We start from the raw sequence: 17,957 nt of genomic DNA, 5'->3' as shown, positions 1-17,957 counted from the left end.
GGAGTCGGATGTCCGGCCGACGAGAAGGGGGAGTGGCATGACAGCGAGCGACACCGGCGGCCAGCTGGGGGAGGAGTTCTTCACTCCGGGAGCCGCGTCCTTCACCGAGTTCCTGGCCGCCCACCGCCCCGAACTGCTGCCCACCCGGCCGCCCTTCCCCGACGGCGTCCGCGCCGAACCCGGACGGTTCCCGCACGGCACCACCGTGCTGGCCCTCGCCTACCGCGACGGCGTGCTGATCGCCGGCGACCGCCGTGCCACGATGGGCAACCTCATCGCCCAGCGCGACCTGGAGAAGGTGCACCCCGCGGACGACTACACCGCCGTGGCCTTCGCCGGCTCCGTCGGACTCGCCCTGGACATGGTGAAGCTGTACCAGGTCGAGCTGACGCACTTCGAGAAGATCGAGGGCATCCCGATGACCCTCAACGCCAAGGCGAGGCGCCTGGCCGGCATGATCCGGCAGAACCTCGGCCAGGCCATGCAGGGCCTCGCCGTCGTACCGCTCCTGACCGGCTACGACGAGACGGCCCCGGACGGCGAGAAGGGCCGCATCTTCAGCTTCGACGTCGCCGGCGGCCTGTACGAGAAGACGGACTTCCACGCCGAGGGCTCCGGATCGCCGTACGCCCGGGGCGCGCTCAAGAAGCTGTTCCGCAAGGGCATGGACCGGCGCGAGGCGGCGCTGGCCGCCCTGCAGGCCCTCTACGACGCGGCCGACGACGACTCCGCGACCGGCGGCCCGGACATCAACCGCCGTATCTTCCCCATCGTGTCGGTGATCACCGAGGAGGGCTTCGAGCGGCTGTCGGAGCCCGAGACGGAGGCGCTGAGCCGCGAGATGGTGGAGCAGCGCCGCAGCCGGCCGGACGGCCCGACCGCCACTCCCTGACCGCGGGTCCCGCACTCGCGTTCTTTCCCCTTCCATGGGGAAGAGCTGTCGCGACCTTTGCTGCACATTGTTTGCAAGTGCAGGAGGATGGCACAAGGTTGCGGACCGCAGCCGCTGTGCACCCGAAGGAAGACCTCCCCGTATGACGGCCGCCCCCGAAACCGCTCCGCCACTCCCCGCCAAGGCCTCCGCCTGGCACCGTGTCCGCACCTCGATGACACGGGAGGAGTGGACCAGGATCGGCTGGATGGCCGCCTTCGTCCTCGCCCTGCACCTCATCGGCTGGTTCACGCTCGTCGGGATCGTGGCACCCGAGCACTACAGCGTCGGCACGCAGTCCTTCGGTGTCGGCATCGGCGTCACCGCCTACACGCTCGGCATGCGGCACGCCTTCGACGCGGACCACATCGCCGCGATCGACAACACCACCCGCAAGCTGATGGGCGAGGGGCAGCGGCCCCTGTCGGTCGGCTTCTGGTTCTCGCTCGGGCACTCCAGCGTCGTCTTCGCCCTGGCGCTGCTGCTCTCCTTCGGCGTCAAGGCCGTGGCCGGACCGGTCCGCGACGACAACTCCCGGCTGCACGACATCACCGGCCTGATCGGCACGACCGTCTCCGGAACCTTCCTCTACCTCATCGCGATCATCAACCTCGTGATCATGGAGGGAATCTGGAAGGTGTTCCGGCGCATGCGATCCGGCGACTTCGACGAGGCGGCCCTGGAGGAGCAGCTGGGCAACCGCGGCTTCATGAACCGCCTGCTGGGCCGCGTGATGAAGTCGGTCACCAAGCCCTGGCACATGTACCCGCTGGGCCTGCTCTTCGGCCTCGGCTTCGACACCGCCACCGAGATCGCGCTGCTCGTGCTGGCCGGCTCCGGAGCCGCCTCGGGACTTCCCTGGTACGCGATCCTGTGCCTGCCCGTCCTGTTCGCCGCGGGCATGTCGCTCCTGGACACCATCGACGGCTCGTTCATGAACTTCGCCTACGACTGGGCGTTCTCCAAGCCGGTCCGCAAGGTCTACTACAACCTCACCATCACCGGCCTCTCGGTCGCCGTCGCCCTGCTCATCGGCACGGTCGAACTCCTCGGCCTGCTGGCCCAGAAGCTCGGTCTGCACGGCGCTTTCTGGGACTGGATCGCCGGCCTCGACCTCAACACCGTCGGCTTCGCCATCGTCGGCCTGTTCTTCGCCACCTGGATCGTGGCGCTGCTGGTGTGGAAGCTGGGCCGCATCGAGGAGAAGTGGACGGCGGGCCTGTCCCGTCCCGCGCAGCGGCCCGCGGACTAGACCCGCCGTCCGTTCAGGCTCCCCGCAGCTTCAGCTCCTTGCGCCACCTCACGAACTGCTGGTCCGGATCCCCCGTGTAGGACCAGGGAGTCCGTGTGGCGCGGCGCCCCAGCATCCGCAGCAGGGTGGCGGCGACCTCCGGGACGTGTGCGTTGCAGGCGGCGTGTGCCAGGTAGTTGAGGTCGCGCAGTTCGCCGGGGGCGATGCCGCTGTTCGTGCGGCCCATGATCCACCGCTGCCAGGTGCGGCGTACGTCGCTGACCGCGCCGTCGTGGTTCCAGTGCTGCCCGAGGCCCACCGCGGACTGGCTGCCCTGCGCCACGTCGAGGGCGTAGCGGTACTCCTCCACCCGCGCGTACTGCACCAGAACCGGCAGTGCGCAGCCCGTGGGTGCCACTCCGGCCGCGTCGCGGGCGAAGTCGTACATGAGGCCGTGGCTGCCGTGCCAGCGGGCCGAGTAGTAGTGCAGGACCTGCAGGTGGCCCTCCACGCTGTACGGGTCGCGCTGGTGCAGCTCGTCCCACCAGCGCGACAGTTCCTGCCGGCGCACCCCCGAGGAGTACAGCCGGGCCACCGAGATCAGGGAGATCCAGGGCGTCGGGTCGTCCAGATATGCCTCCGAGGCGTGCAGACACGCCGTCACCGCGGTGTCGATGCGGTGCGGGTCGATCGGCACCCCCCGGCCCGCGGCGATCGCCAGGTTGAACGCGCGGGCCGTCTCCGTCGCGGCCCGCAGCACCAGCGCGTCACCGCTGTGGGGTTCGGCCGCCAGCCAGGACTCCACGGTCGAACTGCCCGCGCAGGCCTGGGCGAGCAGCCGGATGCGGTGGCCGCGCGCGAGCCAGTCCGGACCGGTGTCCCGCAGCAGTTCTCTCAGGCCCTGCCAGCGGCCGATGACGATGTCGTGACGTGCGTTGGTCAGGGGCGCGTCCCCGCAGTCGGGGTCGTAGTCGGGAGTGAATCGGTCTCTCGCCATCGGGGTCTGCCTCAGAAGTCGGTGGAGAGACCTTCGTGGACACGGGAGTTCGCGGTGGGCAGGTCGTCGGGGACGTACTCCGCCTCGACGGTGCGGCTGGCGTCCAGGCGGGCGGGCCGGTAGTAGTCGCTGCCCTGCCTCCAGTACCAGAGCATCGGGACCAGCCCGACGGCGAGCCCGCCGATGCCGATCGCGACCGCCGCGCTGTCGAGCTCGCTCAGCGACTCGGCGAAGATCCAGAACATGAACAGGGCGCCGAACAGCGGCCACAGCCCGCCGAGCAGGAAGTTGGCGGGCGACTTCAGCAGCATCCTGCGGTACGCCACGACCACCGCGAGGCCCGCGAGGCCGTAGTACACGGCGATCTGCAGACCGATCGCCGAGATCGCGTCGGAGAGGATCTCACCGACCGAGCCCAGCGCGTTGGAGGCGATGAACATCGCCAGTGCCACCGCGCCGACCACCGTGATCGCCACCCACGGGGTGTTCCAGGTGCGGTGCACCCGGCCGAGCGCGGAGGGCATCGTACGGTCCCGGCCCATCGCGAACAGCGAGCGCGTGACCTGGATGAGAGTGGTCTCCAGGGTGGCGATGGTCGACAGCATCACCGCCACGATCAGCAGCTTGCCGCCCCAGCCCGGCCAGATCTCCTCACCGAGGGCACCCAGCACGTTGGCGTCGTTCGCCTCGATCTGCTTCGAGGACAGGATGACGTTCACCGCGATGGTGAACACCTCGAAGAGCAGGAAGACGATCCCCACCCCGATCAGCCCGGCGAGTCCCGTCGTACGGCGGCTGTTGCGGGTCTCCTCGCTCAGGTTGCTGGTGACGTCCCAGCCCCAGTAGTAGAAGGCGGCGACGAGTGCGCCCGAGGCAAAACCCGACACGCCGTCGAAGTGCGAGAAGCCGAGCCAGGACCAGTCGAACACGCGGGCGTTGCCGGTGTGGAAGAGGGCGAGGACCGCGAACAGCGCCAGTATCGCCAGCTCGACGCCGGACATGACGAGCTGGGCGCGGACCGTGAGCCGGGCGCCGCCGAGCACCACGAGCAGCATGATGATGAACCAGGCCGCGCCGACCACCGTCGACAGCGCGGTGTTGTCGGCGAGGCCGCTGTCGAACAGGGCCAGCGTCATCGACCCCGCGGGCAGCGAGCCGGCCACCATGAAGATGGTCGCCGAGATGACCAGCGCCCAGCCGCTGATGAACCCGAGAAAGGGATGCAGGGTGCGCCCCACCCAGGAGTAGCTGGCCCCCGCGTTCACGTCGATACGGCCGAGATAGCTGAACGCCAGCGCGATGCCCAGCATGGGTATCGCGCAGTACAGCAGCGCGGCCGGGCTGGCCAGGCCCACCGCGCCGACGAGGACGGCGGTGGTCGCGGCGATCGAGTACGCCGGGGCGCTGCCCGCGACGGCCATCACCACGGTGTCGAACGTACCGAGGGCATTGGCCTGCAGCCCTCTGCCCCTGCTGTTGCTCATGGTTGCGCTGCTTTCCGTCTTGCACGACGCGAGGGCGACCCGCCCCGACGGCGTAGGGGGAGGTGGGGGGTGAGGAACCCGCCCCGGATCCCCGAGGGTTGGCCTCGGAGCAGATCAAGGGCAGCGAAAAACAAATGGGGTGGTGGATGGCGCACGGCTGCCTGCGTTGTCGTTCGGTCACACCGTGTGTGCGAGTGATGATAGCCCTACTCCTTGACCTTTCAAGATTGACCAAGAAGTAACCTCCTGCGCCACCGGCGACGGCCGTGGTTGGACGGCGCGCAACGGGAAACGCGGATCGGGACACCGTACAGACGACCCGCCGCAGCGCGCGAGGGAGGCACTCATGGGCAGCGAACACACGAGCCCCGAACCGATGGCCGACGACGCCTACCAGCCCACCGGGACCAACGAGGAGCAGGAGGACGCGGCGCCGCTCGACCTGCAGGACGCCGTCGACGAACGCACCTACGACGACACCCTCGACGAGGGCTACTCCCCACCGGAGAAGCCGCTCGGCGTCACTAAACACGGCACGACGGCCGCTGAGCAGCACAGCGGCGAGAGCCTCGACGAACGGCTCGCCGAGGAGGTCCCCGACGCGGCCGTGCCCGCCGGTGACGAGGTCGGCGACCTCCCCGGAGGTGAGGGCGAACCCGTCGACCCGGAGGCCGGCACGGAGCGCGCGGGCCGCCTGGTCGCTCCGGACGAGGGCGCCCACCCCGACAGGACCAAGGAGACGGTCGCCGACGACGCGGGCATCGACGGTGGTGCCGCCGGCGCCGAGGAGGCCGCCGTCCACGTCGTCGAGGACACCACGCAGCTGCCCGATGCCGAGCACGACCGCTGACGCCGGCCCCTCAGTCGCCGATCCGGTCGATCTGCCGCAGCTTGTTGGTGGCGTCGAGGGCGGCGACCTTGTAGGACTCCGCCAGCGTCGGGTAGTTGAAGACCGCGTCGACCAGATAGTCGACGGTGCCGCCGCAGCCCATCACCGACTGGCCGATGTGGATGAGTTCGGTGGCGCCGGTGCCGAAGCAGTGCACGCCGAGGAGGGTGCGGTCCTCCGGGGAGACCAGCAGCTTCAGCATGCCGTGCGAGTCGCCGATGATCTGGCCCCGGGCCAGTTCGCGGTATCGGGAGATGCCGACCTCGAACGGCACGCAGTCCTCGGTGAGTTGATCCTCGGTCCGGCCGACGAAGCTGATCTCCGGGATGGTGTAGATGCCGATGGGCTGGAGGTTGTGCATCTGGCCGACCGGTTCGCCGAAGGCGTGGTAGGCGGCCGCCCGCCCCTGCTCCATGGAGGTCGCGGCCAGCGCGGGGAAGCCGATCACGTCGCCGACGGCGTAGATGTGCGGCACCTGCGTGCGGTAGTGCTCGTCCACGGTGATCCGGCCGCGCTTGTCCGCGGACAGTCCGGCCTTGTCCAGGTCGAGTTCGTCGGTCAGGCCCTGCCGGCCCGCGGAGTACATCACGGCGTCGGCCGGTATCTTCTTGCCGCTCTCCAGGATGGTCAGCGTGCCCCGCGGATGCCGCTCCACCGCGGCGACGGTCTCGCCGAACCGGAACGTCACGGCGAGGTCCCGCAGGTGGTACTTGAGCGACTCGATGACCTCGACGTCGCACATGTCGAGCATCCCGGCACGCTTCTCGACGACCGTCACCTTGCTGCCGAGCGCCGCGAACATGGAGGCGTACTCCATGCCGATGACCCCCGCGCCGACGATGACCATGGAACGCGGGACGCGTTCCAGCGCCAGCACATTGTCGGAGTCCATGATCGTACGGCCGTCGAACTCGACGCTGTCCGGCCGGGCCGGCCGGGTACCGGTGGCGATGACGATGTGATCCGCGCTGAGCAGCCGTTCGTTGCCGGTGACCTCGCGCAGCGCGATGGTGTGCGGGTCGACGAAACTGCCGGTGCCGGCGAAGAGGGAGACGTGGTTGCGGGAGAGCTGGTTGCGGATGACGTCGACCTCCCGGCCGACCACGTGCTCGGTGCGCGAGGTCAGGTCGGAGACGGTGATGTCCTCCTTCAGCCGGTAGCTCTGCCCGTACAGATCCCGCTGCGTGAGACCGGTCAGGTACAGCACCGCCTCGCGCAGGGTCTTGGAGGGGATGGTGCCGGTATGGATGGAGACCCCGCCGACCATGTCGGGGCGGTCGACGACGGCGACCCGGCGGCCGAGCTTGGCCGCGGCGATGGCGGCCTTCTGGCCACCCGGGCCGGATCCGATGACAAGCATGTCGAAGTCGGGCACCCTCCGGAGTCTGTCAGCCCCGGACCCCGCTTCGAAAGACTGAACGGACAACAACCGTCCACGAAGTGACGGGGCGCAAGCCCTGTGAGGGGCGCGGGGCTGCATCGATGTGCGGCTGCGCCGCGATGGGGGTCCCCCCGCTCGAGCGAAGCCGAGAGTGGGGGAGCGCCCAGCCACGATGGCGCCGCAGCCGGCAGACGGCATGTCGCGGCCCGCGGCGAAGCCGCACCCGGCACGACCCAGCGGAGCGATAATGCCGGCATGGGCCACCGACTCGCCGACGCGAGCACCCCCGCCCGGCTGGCCGCCCCCGACGAGGGCATCGGCCGGGACGAACTGGCGCTCGCCACCCGCAACCACGGCCTCCCGCTCGAGGCACTGCGCTACGACGTCACCCCGCCGGGCCTGCACTACCTGCTCACGCACTACGACATCCCGTACGTCCCCGACGACACGCCCTGGCCACTGAGCGTCGGGGGCCGGGTCCGCCGTCCGCTGCAGCTGGACCTGGCCGAACTGCGGACCCGCCCCCAGGTCACCACGCGCGTGACCATGGAGTGCGCGGGCAACGGGCGGGCCCTGCTGACGCCCCGTCCGGTCAGCCAGCCCTGGCTCGTCGAGGCGGTCGGCACCGCCGAGTGGACGGGCGTACCGCTGCGGCTGCTGCTCGCAGAGGCCGGGGTGGAACCGGACGCCGTCGAGGTGGTCTTCACCGGCGCCGACCACGGCGTGGAACGTGGCGTCGAACAGGACTACCAGCGGTCCCTTCCGGTGGACGTGGCCATGGGCACCGAGCCCGAGGTACTGGTGGCGTACGCCATGAACGGCGCCCCGCTGCTGCCCCAGCACGGCCGTCCGTTGCGCCTGATCGTGCCCGGCTGGTACGGCATGGCCCACGTGAAGTGGCTGCGCGAGATCACCGTCACCGACGCGCCGTTCACGGGTTTCCAGCAGGCCGTGGCCTACCGGCTCCGGCAGGACCCCGCCGACGAGGGCCGACCGGTCACCCGGATCGAGCCGCGCGCCCTGCTGATCCCGCCCGGCTTCCCGGACTTCATGTCCCGCGCCCGTGTGGTGCGTCCGGGCCCGGTGACCCTGGAGGGCCGCGCCTGGTCGGGGCGGGCACCGCTCGCGGGGGCCGAGGTGAGCACGGACGGCGGGCGCACTTGGCACAAGGCGGAACTGGAGCCCGACGGGGGGCGCCGGTGGGCGTGGCGCCGCTGGCACCTCGACTGGACGGCGACCCCCGGCGAGCATGTGCTGAGCGCTCGGGCCACCGACGCCGAAGGACACACCCAGCCGCTGGAGCAGCACTGGAACCGCGGCGGCTTCACCAACAACCTGGTCCAGCGGGTGCCGGTGCTGTGCCTGGAGCCCGGCGACACGGACTGAACCGGCACCGGGACCCCAGGCGGGCGTACGGGAACGGGTACGGGTACGGCTCTACGGCAGCAGTTTCTCCAGGGCGGCGGGGCCCTCCGTCTCCAGCTTGCGCCTGGCCCATTCGAGGTTGTGCGGGGTGATGTCCCTGCCCGTGGCAAGGACCAGGTCCTCCGGCGACACATCGGTGCCGGTGCGGGTGTGGAGCAGGTCGTCCGGGGTGACGCGGTCCTCGGACGGCCCGGACACGTCGGGCTGTGACGTCGGCATGATCTCTGCTCCTCGAGTCCGGATCGCTACTGCTAACACCATTCATCGCGGGAGCCCGGCGTGCATCCGGAAGCACACGCGAGTGACCCGAGATGCCCAAGTGACAGGGCGGGCGTCTAATGGGAAACGACGACCGTCTCGACCGGCAGAGAAGACCGAGAGCATGTCACCGACCCACACTGGCGAGGGGGCGCGGGGGCTGTCACCGCAGGGATACCGCGACGGCTGGAGGAGGTCCGCCAGGCACTTCGTGATCGTCGTCCTGGCCTGGTCTGGTCTGGCTGGTGGCGCTCGTGGCGCTGTAGACCCTCAATCGGTCCCTCGGCGGGGAGCACTCCGACCACTTCTCCCTGCCCGGCGTGCACTCCCAGCAGGGCCTGGATCGTCCTGCAGGACGGTCGGCAGCGTGATCGCCGCCGGTCGGCCTGGCCGCCGCCACGACGGTCGTCTCGGCGTTCATCGGCGCCCTGACACTGGTCCCGGCCATGCTCGGACTGCGGCGTCCCGTCGCCGAGACCGACGCCGAGAGGGGGGCGTCACGACCGTCGTACGACCGCTGATGGTTCCGGCCGCGGTGACGCTGCCGGGCCCGCACGCCTGCTGGACGCCCCGCTGGCTGGACCGAATCATGCCGCACGCCGACGCCGACGCCGAGGGTGAGCAGGTGGCAGGCCCCGCGTCGGACGTCAGTCGGCGTCCGGTGACGCGGGCGTGAGGACGAGCATCGTCACGTCGTCGTCGACGGCAGGGCAGTACCGTACGAGATCCGCCCACACGCGGTCCGCGAGTACGGCCGGGTCGTCGTCGGCCAGGGCGGAGAGGCGGGCGGTCAGGGGGTAGAAGGCGCCGGAGGAGTCGCGTGCCTCGCTCACGCCGTCCGAGGCCAGGAACAGGCTGTGGCCGGGCTCCAGCCGCAGCGTGAGCCCGGCGTGCGGGCCGCCGTCGGACAGGCCGAGACCGAGCGGCGTCCACGAGGCGAGCGCGATCTCGGTGGCCTGCCGGCCGCGCAGCAGCACGGGCGCCGGATGCCCGCAGGACACGATCCGCACCGACCGGGCATCGGGCGAGAACTCCAGCAGTACGGCGGTCGCGAACAGCTCGGCGTACCGGGACGACGCCGAATCCAGCTCCAGCCTGCGGTCGAGCCGGGCGGCGACCGACTCCAGGTCCGGCTGGTCCAGCACCGCCTCCCGGAAAGCGCCCAGCAGCGAGGCGACGGTGGCGACCGCCGCCAGCCCGTGCCCCTGGACGTCGCCCATCACGGCCCGGACCCCGTGCGGCCCCTCGCGTACGTCGAAGAAGTCGCCGCCCACCAGCGTGCCGCGCTGAGCGGCCCGGTACAGGCCCACGCAGCGGACCGGACCGACCCGCTCGGGCAGCGGGGGGACGACGGCGCGCTGCGCGGCCTCGGCGACCGTGCGCTCCAGATGCAGCTGGGCGTCGCGGCGGCTGCGCACATAGGACACGAACACGCTCAGCACGCAGACGAAGGTGATCGTCAACAGGTCGGTGTTGCCGGGGTGGTTGAGCTGGAAGGCCGGGGTGTTCAGCACGGCGACGACGACTCCGCCGAGGACCGCGGTCGCCAGCGGCCCGTACGACAGGACGGCGAGGGGTGGGATGGCGCCCAGCAGAAAACCGATGTCGAGGGGTTCGTGGCTGGCCAGGGTGGCCGCGCAGACGGCCATGATCAGGCCGAGCGGGAGCAGCCGCACCAGCCGGGGCGGTGGCGCGCCCCGCAGCCAGCCCCGCCGGTCGTGGACCTGCCGGCGCGCTGACAGGAGGTGCACCTTTCCCACAGCACCACGCTCCTACGGCGGGCCGCGGCCCGCACGCCGGGCCGCTGTCGGTGCCGGGTGGCATGCTGGTCCATGGCGGTGATCGGCGGCGGCTGACGGGGGATGCGGCGTGGGGTTCGAGGGCGAGGTCTGGCAGGTGCGCACGGGTGCGGAGCCGGTCGGGGAGATCCTGATCGACGACGCGGACTTTCCGTGGCTGTCCGGCCGTTTCACCGCCGGCCCGGCCTTCGGGGCGGTCCGGGATCTGTTCGCCCGTGAGCTCGCCCTGGTCGAGCGGGACGACGAGAAGCACCGGCAGGAGTGGGAAGCGGCCTACGACGAGATCACCAGACGGGTGTCCCTGTCGTCGCCGGACGGACCCGTTCCCGAGTTCCTGCTGCACATCGAGGGCGACCGCGCCTGGTTCCGCTGGAGCGACGAACCGTTCGAGCATGCGTAGGGGCGCGGGGGTGCCCGGAGTGCGGGTGGTGTTGATCGGGGGCACGTCGAACGTGGGCAAGTCGACGGTCGCACGAGCGGTGGCGGAGCGTCTCGGGTTCGAGTATCGGTCGACGGACCTGCTGGCCCGTCACCCCGGGCGGCCCTGGAGAACCCCGGAGCGGGAGGTGCCCGCACATGTCGCCGAGCACTATGCGTCGCTCACGGTCGACGAACTGATCACCTCTGTTCTTGCCCACTACGAACGGCTGTGGCCCCGCATCCGCACACTGATCGCGACCCATGCGGCGCAGGACGGGGCCGGCACGGGCCTCGTCCTGGAGGGCTCGGCGCTCTGGCCCGTCCGCGTCGCCGGACTGGACGTGCCGCACACGGGCGCCGTGTGGCTGACGGCCGACGAAGCCGTGCTGCGCGCCCGGGTGCACGCGGGCGGACGGTACGAGGCGGCGACGGACGAGGAACGGACGCTGATGGACCGCTTCCTCGCCCGCACGGAGCGCTACCAGAGCCTCATGGTCGCGGCCCTCGACGGGCTGGGCCTCGACCGCATCGACGCCGGAGCCGGGCAGACCGTCCCCGCACTGGTCGAGTCCGTCCTCGCCACGGTGGCGAAGCAGACTGCACCGGGCAGACGATGACGCTGCGTCAGTGGTGCGCCGGTAGAGTCGGTCCCCTTGATGGCGTGGCCAAATTGGCCCTGCGCGACAGAGTGTGACGCCACGTCAGCCAGCCGCACTGTCCAGCAGGGCCTGGGCCTCGACGAGGATCTCGGTGACCCGCTGGCCGAACGCGGCGTCGCAGGCGTGCGGTCGCCCGGTGCGGGCGGAGGCGAGCAGCGCGTCGGCGGCGTGCCCGAGCGCGGTGACGGCTCCCTCGGCGCTCTGGGGCAGCACCGACACGCCTGCCGTGCCCCGGAGTTCGGCAGCGGCGCCCGACGCCGCGGACGGGGCCGACAGACTGAGGGTCAGGGTGCTCGACGCGCCGTCGGCATGGTCGAGGACCAGATGGACCGTGTCCCCGGGCCCGGGTGCCGCGGCCGCCACACGGCGGGCGTCACCGAGGACCGGCAGCAGCACGGACAGGGCATGCGGGCCCACGTCCCACAGGGCGCCCTTCTCCCGCCGCCACGGCGAGTTGGCGAACGGGCTGTCGCTGTCACCCCCGAACAGCGCCCCCAGCCACTGGGCGTGAGCCGTGAACCAGCCCCCCGCTTCCGCCTGTTCGGTGATCCATGCCTCGGTCTCGGGCAGGAAGCGGCTGGTGAAGAAGACGACCGAGGCGACGCCGGCCTCCTGGACCGCGTCGACCACGGCCCTCCCCTGCCCGACCGTCGTGGCGAGAGGCTTGTCCAGCAGCAGATGGCACCCCGCCCGCGCCGCCCGCACCGCGAGCTGCGCCTGCACGGCCGGCGGCAGGGCGACCGCGACCGCGTCCACGTCGGCGAACAGTGCGTCGACGTCGTCGTAGGCACGCGTGCCGAACCGGTCGGCGAGCTGCTTCGCGGCCTCCGTACGGCGGCCCCACACGCCCACGAACTCCAGCTCCGCGTGCCCGCGCAGGGCGGGAGCGTGCGCCAGCTCCGCCCAGGGGCCGGTACCGAGAAGTCCTATGCGCATGCCGCCGCCTCTCCACTCCGTCGCCCGTTGTGGCGATCGGTCGCCAGCGAGCCTCGCACACCGGCCGGCCGGTCGCGCAAGCAGATTCGGCGGAGGCGGCGATTCAGTGGCGCGGCTGCTGAATGCGTTCTCTTTCCTCTATTGGACCTGCGGCCCGTGGGCGGGTCAGGGTGGAATGTGGTTGGGCTTTCCCGCACTCCATGTGCGGCCGGCCGAACATCATTCGCTACCGCGCGACAACCGGAAGAGGGCACGAGCACATGCAGACCCGCCGCATCGGTGACGTCGAAGTCAGCGCGATCGGCCTGGGCGGGATGCCCATGTCGATCGAGGGACGGCCGGACGAGGCGCGCTCCCTCGCCACGATCCACGCCGCCCTCGACGCCGGCGTGACCCTGATCGACACCGCGGACGCCTACCACCGGGACGCCCACGAGGTCGGCCACAACGAGACCCTGATCGCCAAGGCCCTCTCCTCCCACGACCGCGGCCGTGACGTCCTGGTCGCCACCAAGGGTGGCCATCTGCGCCCCGGCGACGGCAGCTGGACCCTCGACGGCAGCCCCCGTCACCTCAAGGAGGCCTGCGAGGCGTCCCTGCGCCGGCTCGGCGTGGAAGCCATCGGGCTCTACCAGTTCCACCGCCCCGACCCGAGGGTGCCGTACGCCGAGTCCGTCGGTGCGATCCGGGACCTGCTGGACGAGGGCAAGATCCGGCTGGCGGGCATCTCCAACGCCGACCCCGACCAGATCAGGCAGGCGAACGAGATCCTCGGCGGCCGGCTGGTCTCCGTGCAGAACCAGTTCTCCCCGGCCTTCCGCTCCAGCGAGCCGGAGCTCGAACTGTGCGACGAACTCGGCATCGCCTTCCTGCCCTGGAGCCCGCTCGGCGGCATCTCCAGGGCCCGTGAACTGGGCTCCGCCTACGCGCCGTTCGCGCGGATCGCCGAGGCCCACGGGGTCAGCCCGCAGCGCGTGTGTCTGGCCTGGATGCTCGCCAAGTCGCCGGTGGTCGTCCCCATCCCCGGCGCCAGCCGCCCGGAGACCATCCTCGACTCCCTGGCCGCGACCGAACTCACCCTCGAAGCCGAGGAACTCGCGCAACTCGACGCCGTCTGACAGACCCCCCGCCCACCACGGAGGATCCCGCGGCGTCGCGAGGGCTTCCCCGGGGGCTCACACCGGCCGGTTCTGCGGCGTCGGCCACGCGTACGACGACAGCGGCCGGCCCGCCGTACGCGATTTCACGCTCGGTGCGCGCGCCGCCCGTCTCTCCGGCGGGCGGCGCCAGCGGCTGGCCGTTCGCCCGCGCCCTGATCCGCGACTCCAAGGGGCTGATCCTGGACACAGCGACGGGCGACGGCCGCAGCCTGGACTGGCCCCCCGGTCACCACGGAGGATCCCGCGGCATCGCGAGGCCTTCTCCGGGCGGAGCCGGGCGGTGCTCACACCGACCGCCTCCTCAGGCGGCGCTGCTGCGGCGCATGCCGTGCGGGCAGGTCGAGTCATGGTGGATGCCGAGGCTGGTCCACCACCGTTCGCAGCACGCGGCGTCCAGCTCACCGCGCACGATCTCGTCGGTGGCCGTGCGCGCGGGGTGGCGTGCCACGACCGCGGCCCTGCGCAGGTCGCGGATCAGGGTCTCGCGGACGACGGCGATGACCGGGACCAGGCTCGCCGCGGCGAACAGACATGCGGCCCACCGCGGGCCCTGGAGGAATTCGAGGACCGTGGTCCAGGCGAGTTCGGCGCTGGTGGTGAGGTAGAGGGTACAGAGGAGGCGGCCGGAGCGGTTCATGTGCTTCACCGTTCGTGCTGGGGGGGTTACCCTCTGTTCAACGCCTCGCGGCGCGCTGGGAATCGGGTCGGACGGCGGTTTTGCGTCAATTGAGGCCCGCGGCGCGGAAGATGCGATTGGTCCGGGCCTGACCGGGAAGGCGAGGCGCAAACCACAGAGAGGGGCACTTCGTGCTCGTTGCGGACCCGAAGGTCGTCAGAACGTTGCTCACCAGATACGCGTCGCTGCGCATCGCGCAGGCGGAGCGTGAGAAACCGCAGGCGGCACGGGAGTTGGCGGACGTCAGCCGCGCGCTGTGCGCCACCATGGGAGCCGCGAGCGTCGAGGACGCGATCGCTGAGGCGGACGCCCTGCTCATCGCCTCGCGAGGGGCCGCAGGCGGGGACGGCGGCCTGTCACTGGCCGTCTGACGCGACGACAGCTTCGAATGACGTACATCTGGAACATCTGGACAGTCACAACCGCCGTGCCGGCGTCAAGTGCTCCTGGAGAATTCACACCCTGGTATCCCGGGGCGCATACACTCGACAGCCGTGCCCATGCGCATGGGCCACCACACGAAAGGCGCGTCGGTGTTCCAGGATTCCCCGATCTACGACCGACTCGTCGCCGAGCGCGGCGACGTCCCCACTCAGGCTCGCCGGGAGGCCGAGCGCGTGAGCCGGGAACTGGAGTACGCCATGCGGCCGCTGCAGTCCTTCGGCTCCGTACCCGCCGCCCCCGACCGTCACTCCTCCCCGGGGGCCGGATGGCAGCGGACCGCCCTGCTGCCCGGCTCGCTGCCCCACTGACCGCGCCGTCCTCAACACACCGTGGTGCTGGAGCCGTTGACTCGTGTCTGCGGCTCCGGCCCGGGATGGGCCAGCCACTCCGCAATGGTCCGGGCGATCGGCAGACCTGTCTCCACCTCGACGAAGCCGAACTGCCCCGACTGATTGCACTCCAGGAACCACCAGGTCCCGTCCGCGTCCTCGGCGAAGTCGAAGGCACCGTAGGCCAGTTCGGCCTCACGCAGATACGAGCGGACCGCGTCGGCGATGCGCGGCGGGACGTCGGTCGCACGCCACGGTATGTCGCCCGAGGCGAAGCGCACGTCCACCGCGCCGGGATCGTCCGGATCCGCATCGTCGGCGGTCGCCTTGCGGGCCGCCAGCAGCCGCTCTCCCACCACGGTCAGCCGGATGTCGGCCCGCTTGCCGACCCGCCGCTGCAGCAGCGTCGGCCCGAACGCCACGGCGGAGAAGTCCGTCTCCGGCGCCACCCTGCTGGTCGGCACCGCGCGGGGCGGATCCTGCGGATGCGCCCCGGAGACCGGCTTGACCACCAGATCCGGATAGCGGTCGGCGAACTCCCGGGCCGCCTGCGGAAACGTCGTGATCAACGTGGCCGGCACGGGCAGTCCGCAGCGCTGGGCGAGCCGCAGCTGCCACGGCTTGTGCCGGGCCCGGCGGGCCGCGTCGGGATGGTTCATCCAGCGGGCGTCCGAGCCGCGCAGCATGCCGTAGAGCGCCTGGGCGGACTCCTCGGTCAGCCAGGCGGACGGCTGGGCCGCCCGCGCGGCCGCATCCCCCGGCCTGCGCACCCAGACCGACCGCAGCCCGGCGATGCTCACCAGTCGGCCCGCGGACTGGAGGTGGCCGCGGAAGCGGCCGTGCACGTACTCACCGGACAGCGCGACACCGCCGGGCAGGTCGGCGGGGTCCAGGCGGACCACCGGTACCCCGGACGCGTTCAGGTGCACGACCACCATGTCGGCGGTCACGTCCTCTTCACAAGTCAGGATCAGCACGGTCATAGTGGGCGGATCCGCGTTCAGTCGTCGAAGTGTGTCTTGGAGCCCGCGGTGGACGTGGTCGTCCCCAACTCCCTGAGCAGCGCGAGGTCACCGGCGGCGACCCGGCCGTCCATGAGCACGTTCAACTGCAGCCCGGAGTCGTAGACGTACGGAGTCGTGGCTTCCAACTCCACCGCCGGACGTGCGTAGTTGAGCGCGAACGGTTGCATCGTGTCTCCCTCGTCAGTGCAGCACCGACCCGGCGGTCCGCTCCCCGCGGCCCCGCCCGGTCCGCCGACTGCATTGCCCTTCCAGTCACTTATACGAATCGAACGAGTGATTGGTTTCCTTACTCTGCGTAGTCACAGGGAGGATTCGTGACGATTCGGCCCGTCCAAAGGGCCGCGCATGCTGCGCAGAGCGAGGAGAAGGACGCCGATGTCGTCCAGGTAGACCGGGTCGGGCAGCAGGTCGGTCGGCAGCAGGAAGTACAGGACGGCACCCCAGAAGACCCAGCGCCGCCCGGTCGGAAGGCCGGCACGTCTGAGGTCGCGCCGCGCCCGCACCAGCCGCACCAGCAGGGCGACGGCCACGGCGAGGGTGAGCGCCGCGAGGGCAACGGCGACCACGATCACCGTTGTGGTCCATTTCACGGTCCTCCTCCATCCGGCGTGCCGAACGGCGCGCCCCTGTCTTGGATTCCCCCTTCCGGCGTTCGTACGTCCTCCGTCGCCCCGTCAGAAGCGCGACGGGGCCTCACACCTGTGGCCCATCCCGACTGGCACGGACCGGAAGCGGCACCTAGTAATGGCACTGCATCGCAACGTCGTGATACGCGCCGGGAGATGCGAGAGCAGGTGAACCGTTCCGTCTGTATCCATGGAGGAGAGTCATGAGCATCCGCTCTTCATCACCCCGTCCCTACGACCCCTCCATAGTCGGCGCGCACGACGACCCGGCCAGCGCACTGGTGCACGCCGCCATCGCGGACCGGCCACTGGAGGAAGTCGCCAATCTGATCACCATGCTGGAGCAGTCCCCGGAGTATGCGAGAGCCACCATCGACGCGCTGCGCGCGGTCGGCACGGACCGCTCCGTGGAGGACGTCACCCGACTGGTCACCCTGCTGACCCAACCTCCGCGTGACCCTTCCAGTGCGGACGAGGTCATCCGGGCGGCGGCCGAGAACCGTCCGGTGGAGGAAGTGACCCGGCTGATGGCGCTGCTGCACCTGCCGTCGACGGAGCGCCGCTTCGGACAGGAGGCCGCAAAGGCGGTCGCTGCCGCACGGTCCGTGGAGGACCTCGTGGAACTCATCGGGCGGCTGAGCACGGATCGCGGTGCCCACCCCGCCCCGCCGAAGACGGAGCCGTCGCTTCCGCAGGCCGGAGAGGCGGACTGGCGCCCGGAAGGTACCGGCACCGGCCTTCCACCGTTCCCGACGGTCCTGCCCTCCTACGGCGGGGACACCATGCCGAGGCAACCCCTGGGCGCGCCGCGTCGCGCCGCCGAGCGCCCGCCGTGGGCGGGCCTCCTCGTCGCAGCCGCACTCTTCCTGTGCGCGCTGCTCTGGTTCCCGACGTACAAGTCGGGCACGTCGGTCCAGGTGTACGCCTCCGGCATCGCGGTGTCGATCCTGTACGCCCTGCTGGCCGTCCTGGTGACCCTGCGTCCCGTCCGGGCCGTGCTCGTGGTCGCGGCCGTGCTGCCGGCGCTGCTCGCCGGGGCCGAGCTGTACCGCGGGTACCGCTCGCGGTCGCTGTTCCGGGCGCTCGACCTCACGCTCGCCCCGGGCTGGCTCGCCGGCCTGGTCGCCGTGATCGCGGCACTGACGGCAGTGACGGCCCTGGTCCTGCGCGCAGCAGCGCGCCCTCCCGCCCTGGGGGGTGCTCCTGCCCGGCCTCTGGCCACGGCGCGGCGTCTGGACTGATGCGCCGCCTCCCCGACGCCCGCACGGCGTCGTGGCCCCGCGCCCG

At 71.1% G+C, this 17,957-nt stretch carries 20 protein-coding genes; 10 read left to right on the top strand and 10 right to left on the bottom strand.

The window, feature by feature from the left end; genetic code table 11:
- The first annotated feature begins 37 nt into the window (after positions 1–37).
- On the top strand, positions 38–892 hold the full coding sequence (gene prcB / locus ACFY1U_RS31610) for a proteasome subunit beta (RefSeq protein WP_390697543.1): 855 nt from the start codon (positions 38–40) through the stop codon (positions 890–892).
- A 142-nt stretch (positions 893–1,034) separates the two neighbouring features.
- Positions 1,035–2,183: a HoxN/HupN/NixA family nickel/cobalt transporter gene (locus ACFY1U_RS31605; protein ID WP_390697542.1), complete on the top strand. Its 1,149-nt coding sequence runs from the start codon at positions 1,035–1,037 to the stop codon at positions 2,181–2,183.
- A gap of 13 nt (positions 2,184–2,196) precedes the next feature.
- Here ACFY1U_RS31605 and ACFY1U_RS31600 read toward each other — a convergent pair whose 3' ends face one another.
- Both ACFY1U_RS31600 and ACFY1U_RS31595 read right to left on the bottom strand, forming a co-directional pair.
- A complete protein-coding gene (locus tag ACFY1U_RS31600; RefSeq protein ID WP_390697541.1) occupies positions 2,197–3,159 on the bottom strand; it encodes a hypothetical protein in 963 nt (320 codons plus the stop codon).
- 11 nt (positions 3,160–3,170) lie between these two features.
- A complete protein-coding gene (locus ACFY1U_RS31595) occupies positions 3,171–4,643 on the bottom strand; it encodes an APC family permease (RefSeq protein WP_390697540.1) in 1,473 nt (490 codons plus the stop codon).
- A gap of 346 nt (positions 4,644–4,989) precedes the next feature.
- Between ACFY1U_RS31595 and ACFY1U_RS31590 the strand changes: the two genes are divergently transcribed.
- Positions 4,990–5,493, top strand: a complete 504-nt coding sequence (locus ACFY1U_RS31590) for a DUF5709 domain-containing protein (protein ID WP_390697539.1) — start codon at positions 4,990–4,992, stop codon at positions 5,491–5,493.
- A 10-nt stretch (positions 5,494–5,503) separates the two neighbouring features.
- On the opposite strand, the gene sthA is transcribed toward ACFY1U_RS31590, so the two are convergent.
- The gene (gene sthA, locus ACFY1U_RS31585) at positions 5,504–6,907 is read right to left on the bottom strand and encodes a Si-specific NAD(P)(+) transhydrogenase (protein WP_390697538.1); all 1,404 of its coding nucleotides are present in this window, start codon (positions 6,905–6,907) and stop codon (positions 5,504–5,506) included.
- 261 nt (positions 6,908–7,168) lie between these two features.
- Between sthA and ACFY1U_RS31580 the strand changes: the two genes are divergently transcribed.
- Entirely contained in the window at positions 7,169–8,299 is a 1,131-nt protein-coding gene (locus ACFY1U_RS31580) for a sulfite oxidase (protein WP_390697537.1), read from the top strand.
- A 51-nt stretch (positions 8,300–8,350) separates the two neighbouring features.
- On the opposite strand, the gene ACFY1U_RS31575 is transcribed toward ACFY1U_RS31580, so the two are convergent.
- On the bottom strand, positions 8,351–8,557 hold the full coding sequence (locus ACFY1U_RS31575) for a hypothetical protein (protein ID WP_390697536.1): 207 nt from the start codon (positions 8,555–8,557) through the stop codon (positions 8,351–8,353).
- Positions 8,558–9,243: 686 nt separating this feature from the next.
- A complete protein-coding gene (locus ACFY1U_RS31570) occupies positions 9,244–10,356 on the bottom strand; it encodes a PP2C family protein-serine/threonine phosphatase (RefSeq protein WP_390697535.1) in 1,113 nt (370 codons plus the stop codon).
- A 109-nt stretch (positions 10,357–10,465) separates the two neighbouring features.
- Between ACFY1U_RS31570 and ACFY1U_RS31565 the strand changes: the two genes are divergently transcribed.
- Complete coding sequence (locus tag ACFY1U_RS31565; RefSeq protein WP_390697534.1) at positions 10,466–10,795, top strand: hypothetical protein; 330 nt, start codon at positions 10,466–10,468, stop codon at positions 10,793–10,795.
- On the top strand, positions 10,788–11,432 hold the full coding sequence (locus ACFY1U_RS31560) for an AAA family ATPase (protein WP_390697533.1): 645 nt from the start codon (positions 10,788–10,790) through the stop codon (positions 11,430–11,432). The genes ACFY1U_RS31565 and ACFY1U_RS31560 overlap by 8 nt, the downstream gene beginning before the upstream one ends.
- Positions 11,433–11,516: 84 nt before the next feature.
- Here the strand turns inward: ACFY1U_RS31560 and ACFY1U_RS31555 are convergent, their stop codons facing one another.
- Positions 11,517–12,410: a Gfo/Idh/MocA family protein gene (locus ACFY1U_RS31555; protein WP_390697532.1), complete on the bottom strand. Its 894-nt coding sequence runs from the start codon at positions 12,408–12,410 to the stop codon at positions 11,517–11,519.
- A 260-nt stretch (positions 12,411–12,670) separates the two neighbouring features.
- On the opposite strand from ACFY1U_RS31555, the gene ACFY1U_RS31550 reads away from it, so the two are divergent.
- A complete protein-coding gene (locus ACFY1U_RS31550) occupies positions 12,671–13,528 on the top strand; it encodes an aldo/keto reductase (RefSeq protein ID WP_390697531.1) in 858 nt (285 codons plus the stop codon).
- Positions 13,529–13,871: 343 nt separating this feature from the next.
- Here the strand turns inward: ACFY1U_RS31550 and ACFY1U_RS31545 are convergent, their stop codons facing one another.
- Entirely contained in the window at positions 13,872–14,207 is a 336-nt protein-coding gene (locus ACFY1U_RS31545) for a hypothetical protein (protein WP_390697530.1), read from the bottom strand.
- A 170-nt stretch (positions 14,208–14,377) separates the two neighbouring features.
- Between ACFY1U_RS31545 and ACFY1U_RS31540 the strand changes: the two genes are divergently transcribed.
- The gene (locus ACFY1U_RS31540; protein WP_390697529.1) at positions 14,378–14,617 is read left to right on the top strand and encodes a DUF5133 domain-containing protein; all 240 of its coding nucleotides are present in this window, start codon (positions 14,378–14,380) and stop codon (positions 14,615–14,617) included.
- Between the two features lie 162 nt (positions 14,618–14,779).
- Positions 14,780–14,998: a hypothetical protein gene (locus tag ACFY1U_RS31535; RefSeq protein ID WP_390697767.1), complete on the top strand. Its 219-nt coding sequence runs from the start codon at positions 14,780–14,782 to the stop codon at positions 14,996–14,998.
- A gap of 11 nt (positions 14,999–15,009) precedes the next feature.
- Here ACFY1U_RS31535 and tgmB read toward each other — a convergent pair whose 3' ends face one another.
- From tgmB to ACFY1U_RS31520, 3 genes are all read right to left on the bottom strand, one after another.
- Positions 15,010–16,002 (bottom strand): ATP-grasp ribosomal peptide maturase, encoded by a 993-nt coding sequence (gene tgmB / locus ACFY1U_RS31530; RefSeq protein ID WP_390697528.1) that lies wholly within the window; start codon positions 16,000–16,002, stop codon positions 15,010–15,012.
- Between the two features lie 17 nt (positions 16,003–16,019).
- Positions 16,020–16,211, bottom strand: a complete 192-nt coding sequence (gene tgmA, locus ACFY1U_RS31525) for a putative ATP-grasp-modified RiPP (RefSeq protein WP_099933570.1) — start codon at positions 16,209–16,211, stop codon at positions 16,020–16,022.
- A 132-nt stretch (positions 16,212–16,343) separates the two neighbouring features.
- The gene (locus ACFY1U_RS31520) at positions 16,344–16,634 is read right to left on the bottom strand and encodes a YkvA family protein (RefSeq protein WP_390697527.1); all 291 of its coding nucleotides are present in this window, start codon (positions 16,632–16,634) and stop codon (positions 16,344–16,346) included.
- Between the two features lie 239 nt (positions 16,635–16,873).
- On the opposite strand from ACFY1U_RS31520, the gene ACFY1U_RS31515 reads away from it, so the two are divergent.
- Positions 16,874–17,911 (top strand): hypothetical protein, encoded by a 1,038-nt coding sequence (locus tag ACFY1U_RS31515; protein WP_390697526.1) that lies wholly within the window; start codon positions 16,874–16,876, stop codon positions 17,909–17,911.
- Positions 17,912–17,957 lie beyond the last annotated feature (46 nt).

This window comes from Streptomyces sp. NPDC001351, from assembly GCF_042896045.1.
GTDB lineage: Bacteria > Actinomycetota > Actinomycetes > Streptomycetales > Streptomycetaceae > Streptomyces.
This window is presented reverse-complemented; position numbering and strand designations above follow the sequence as displayed.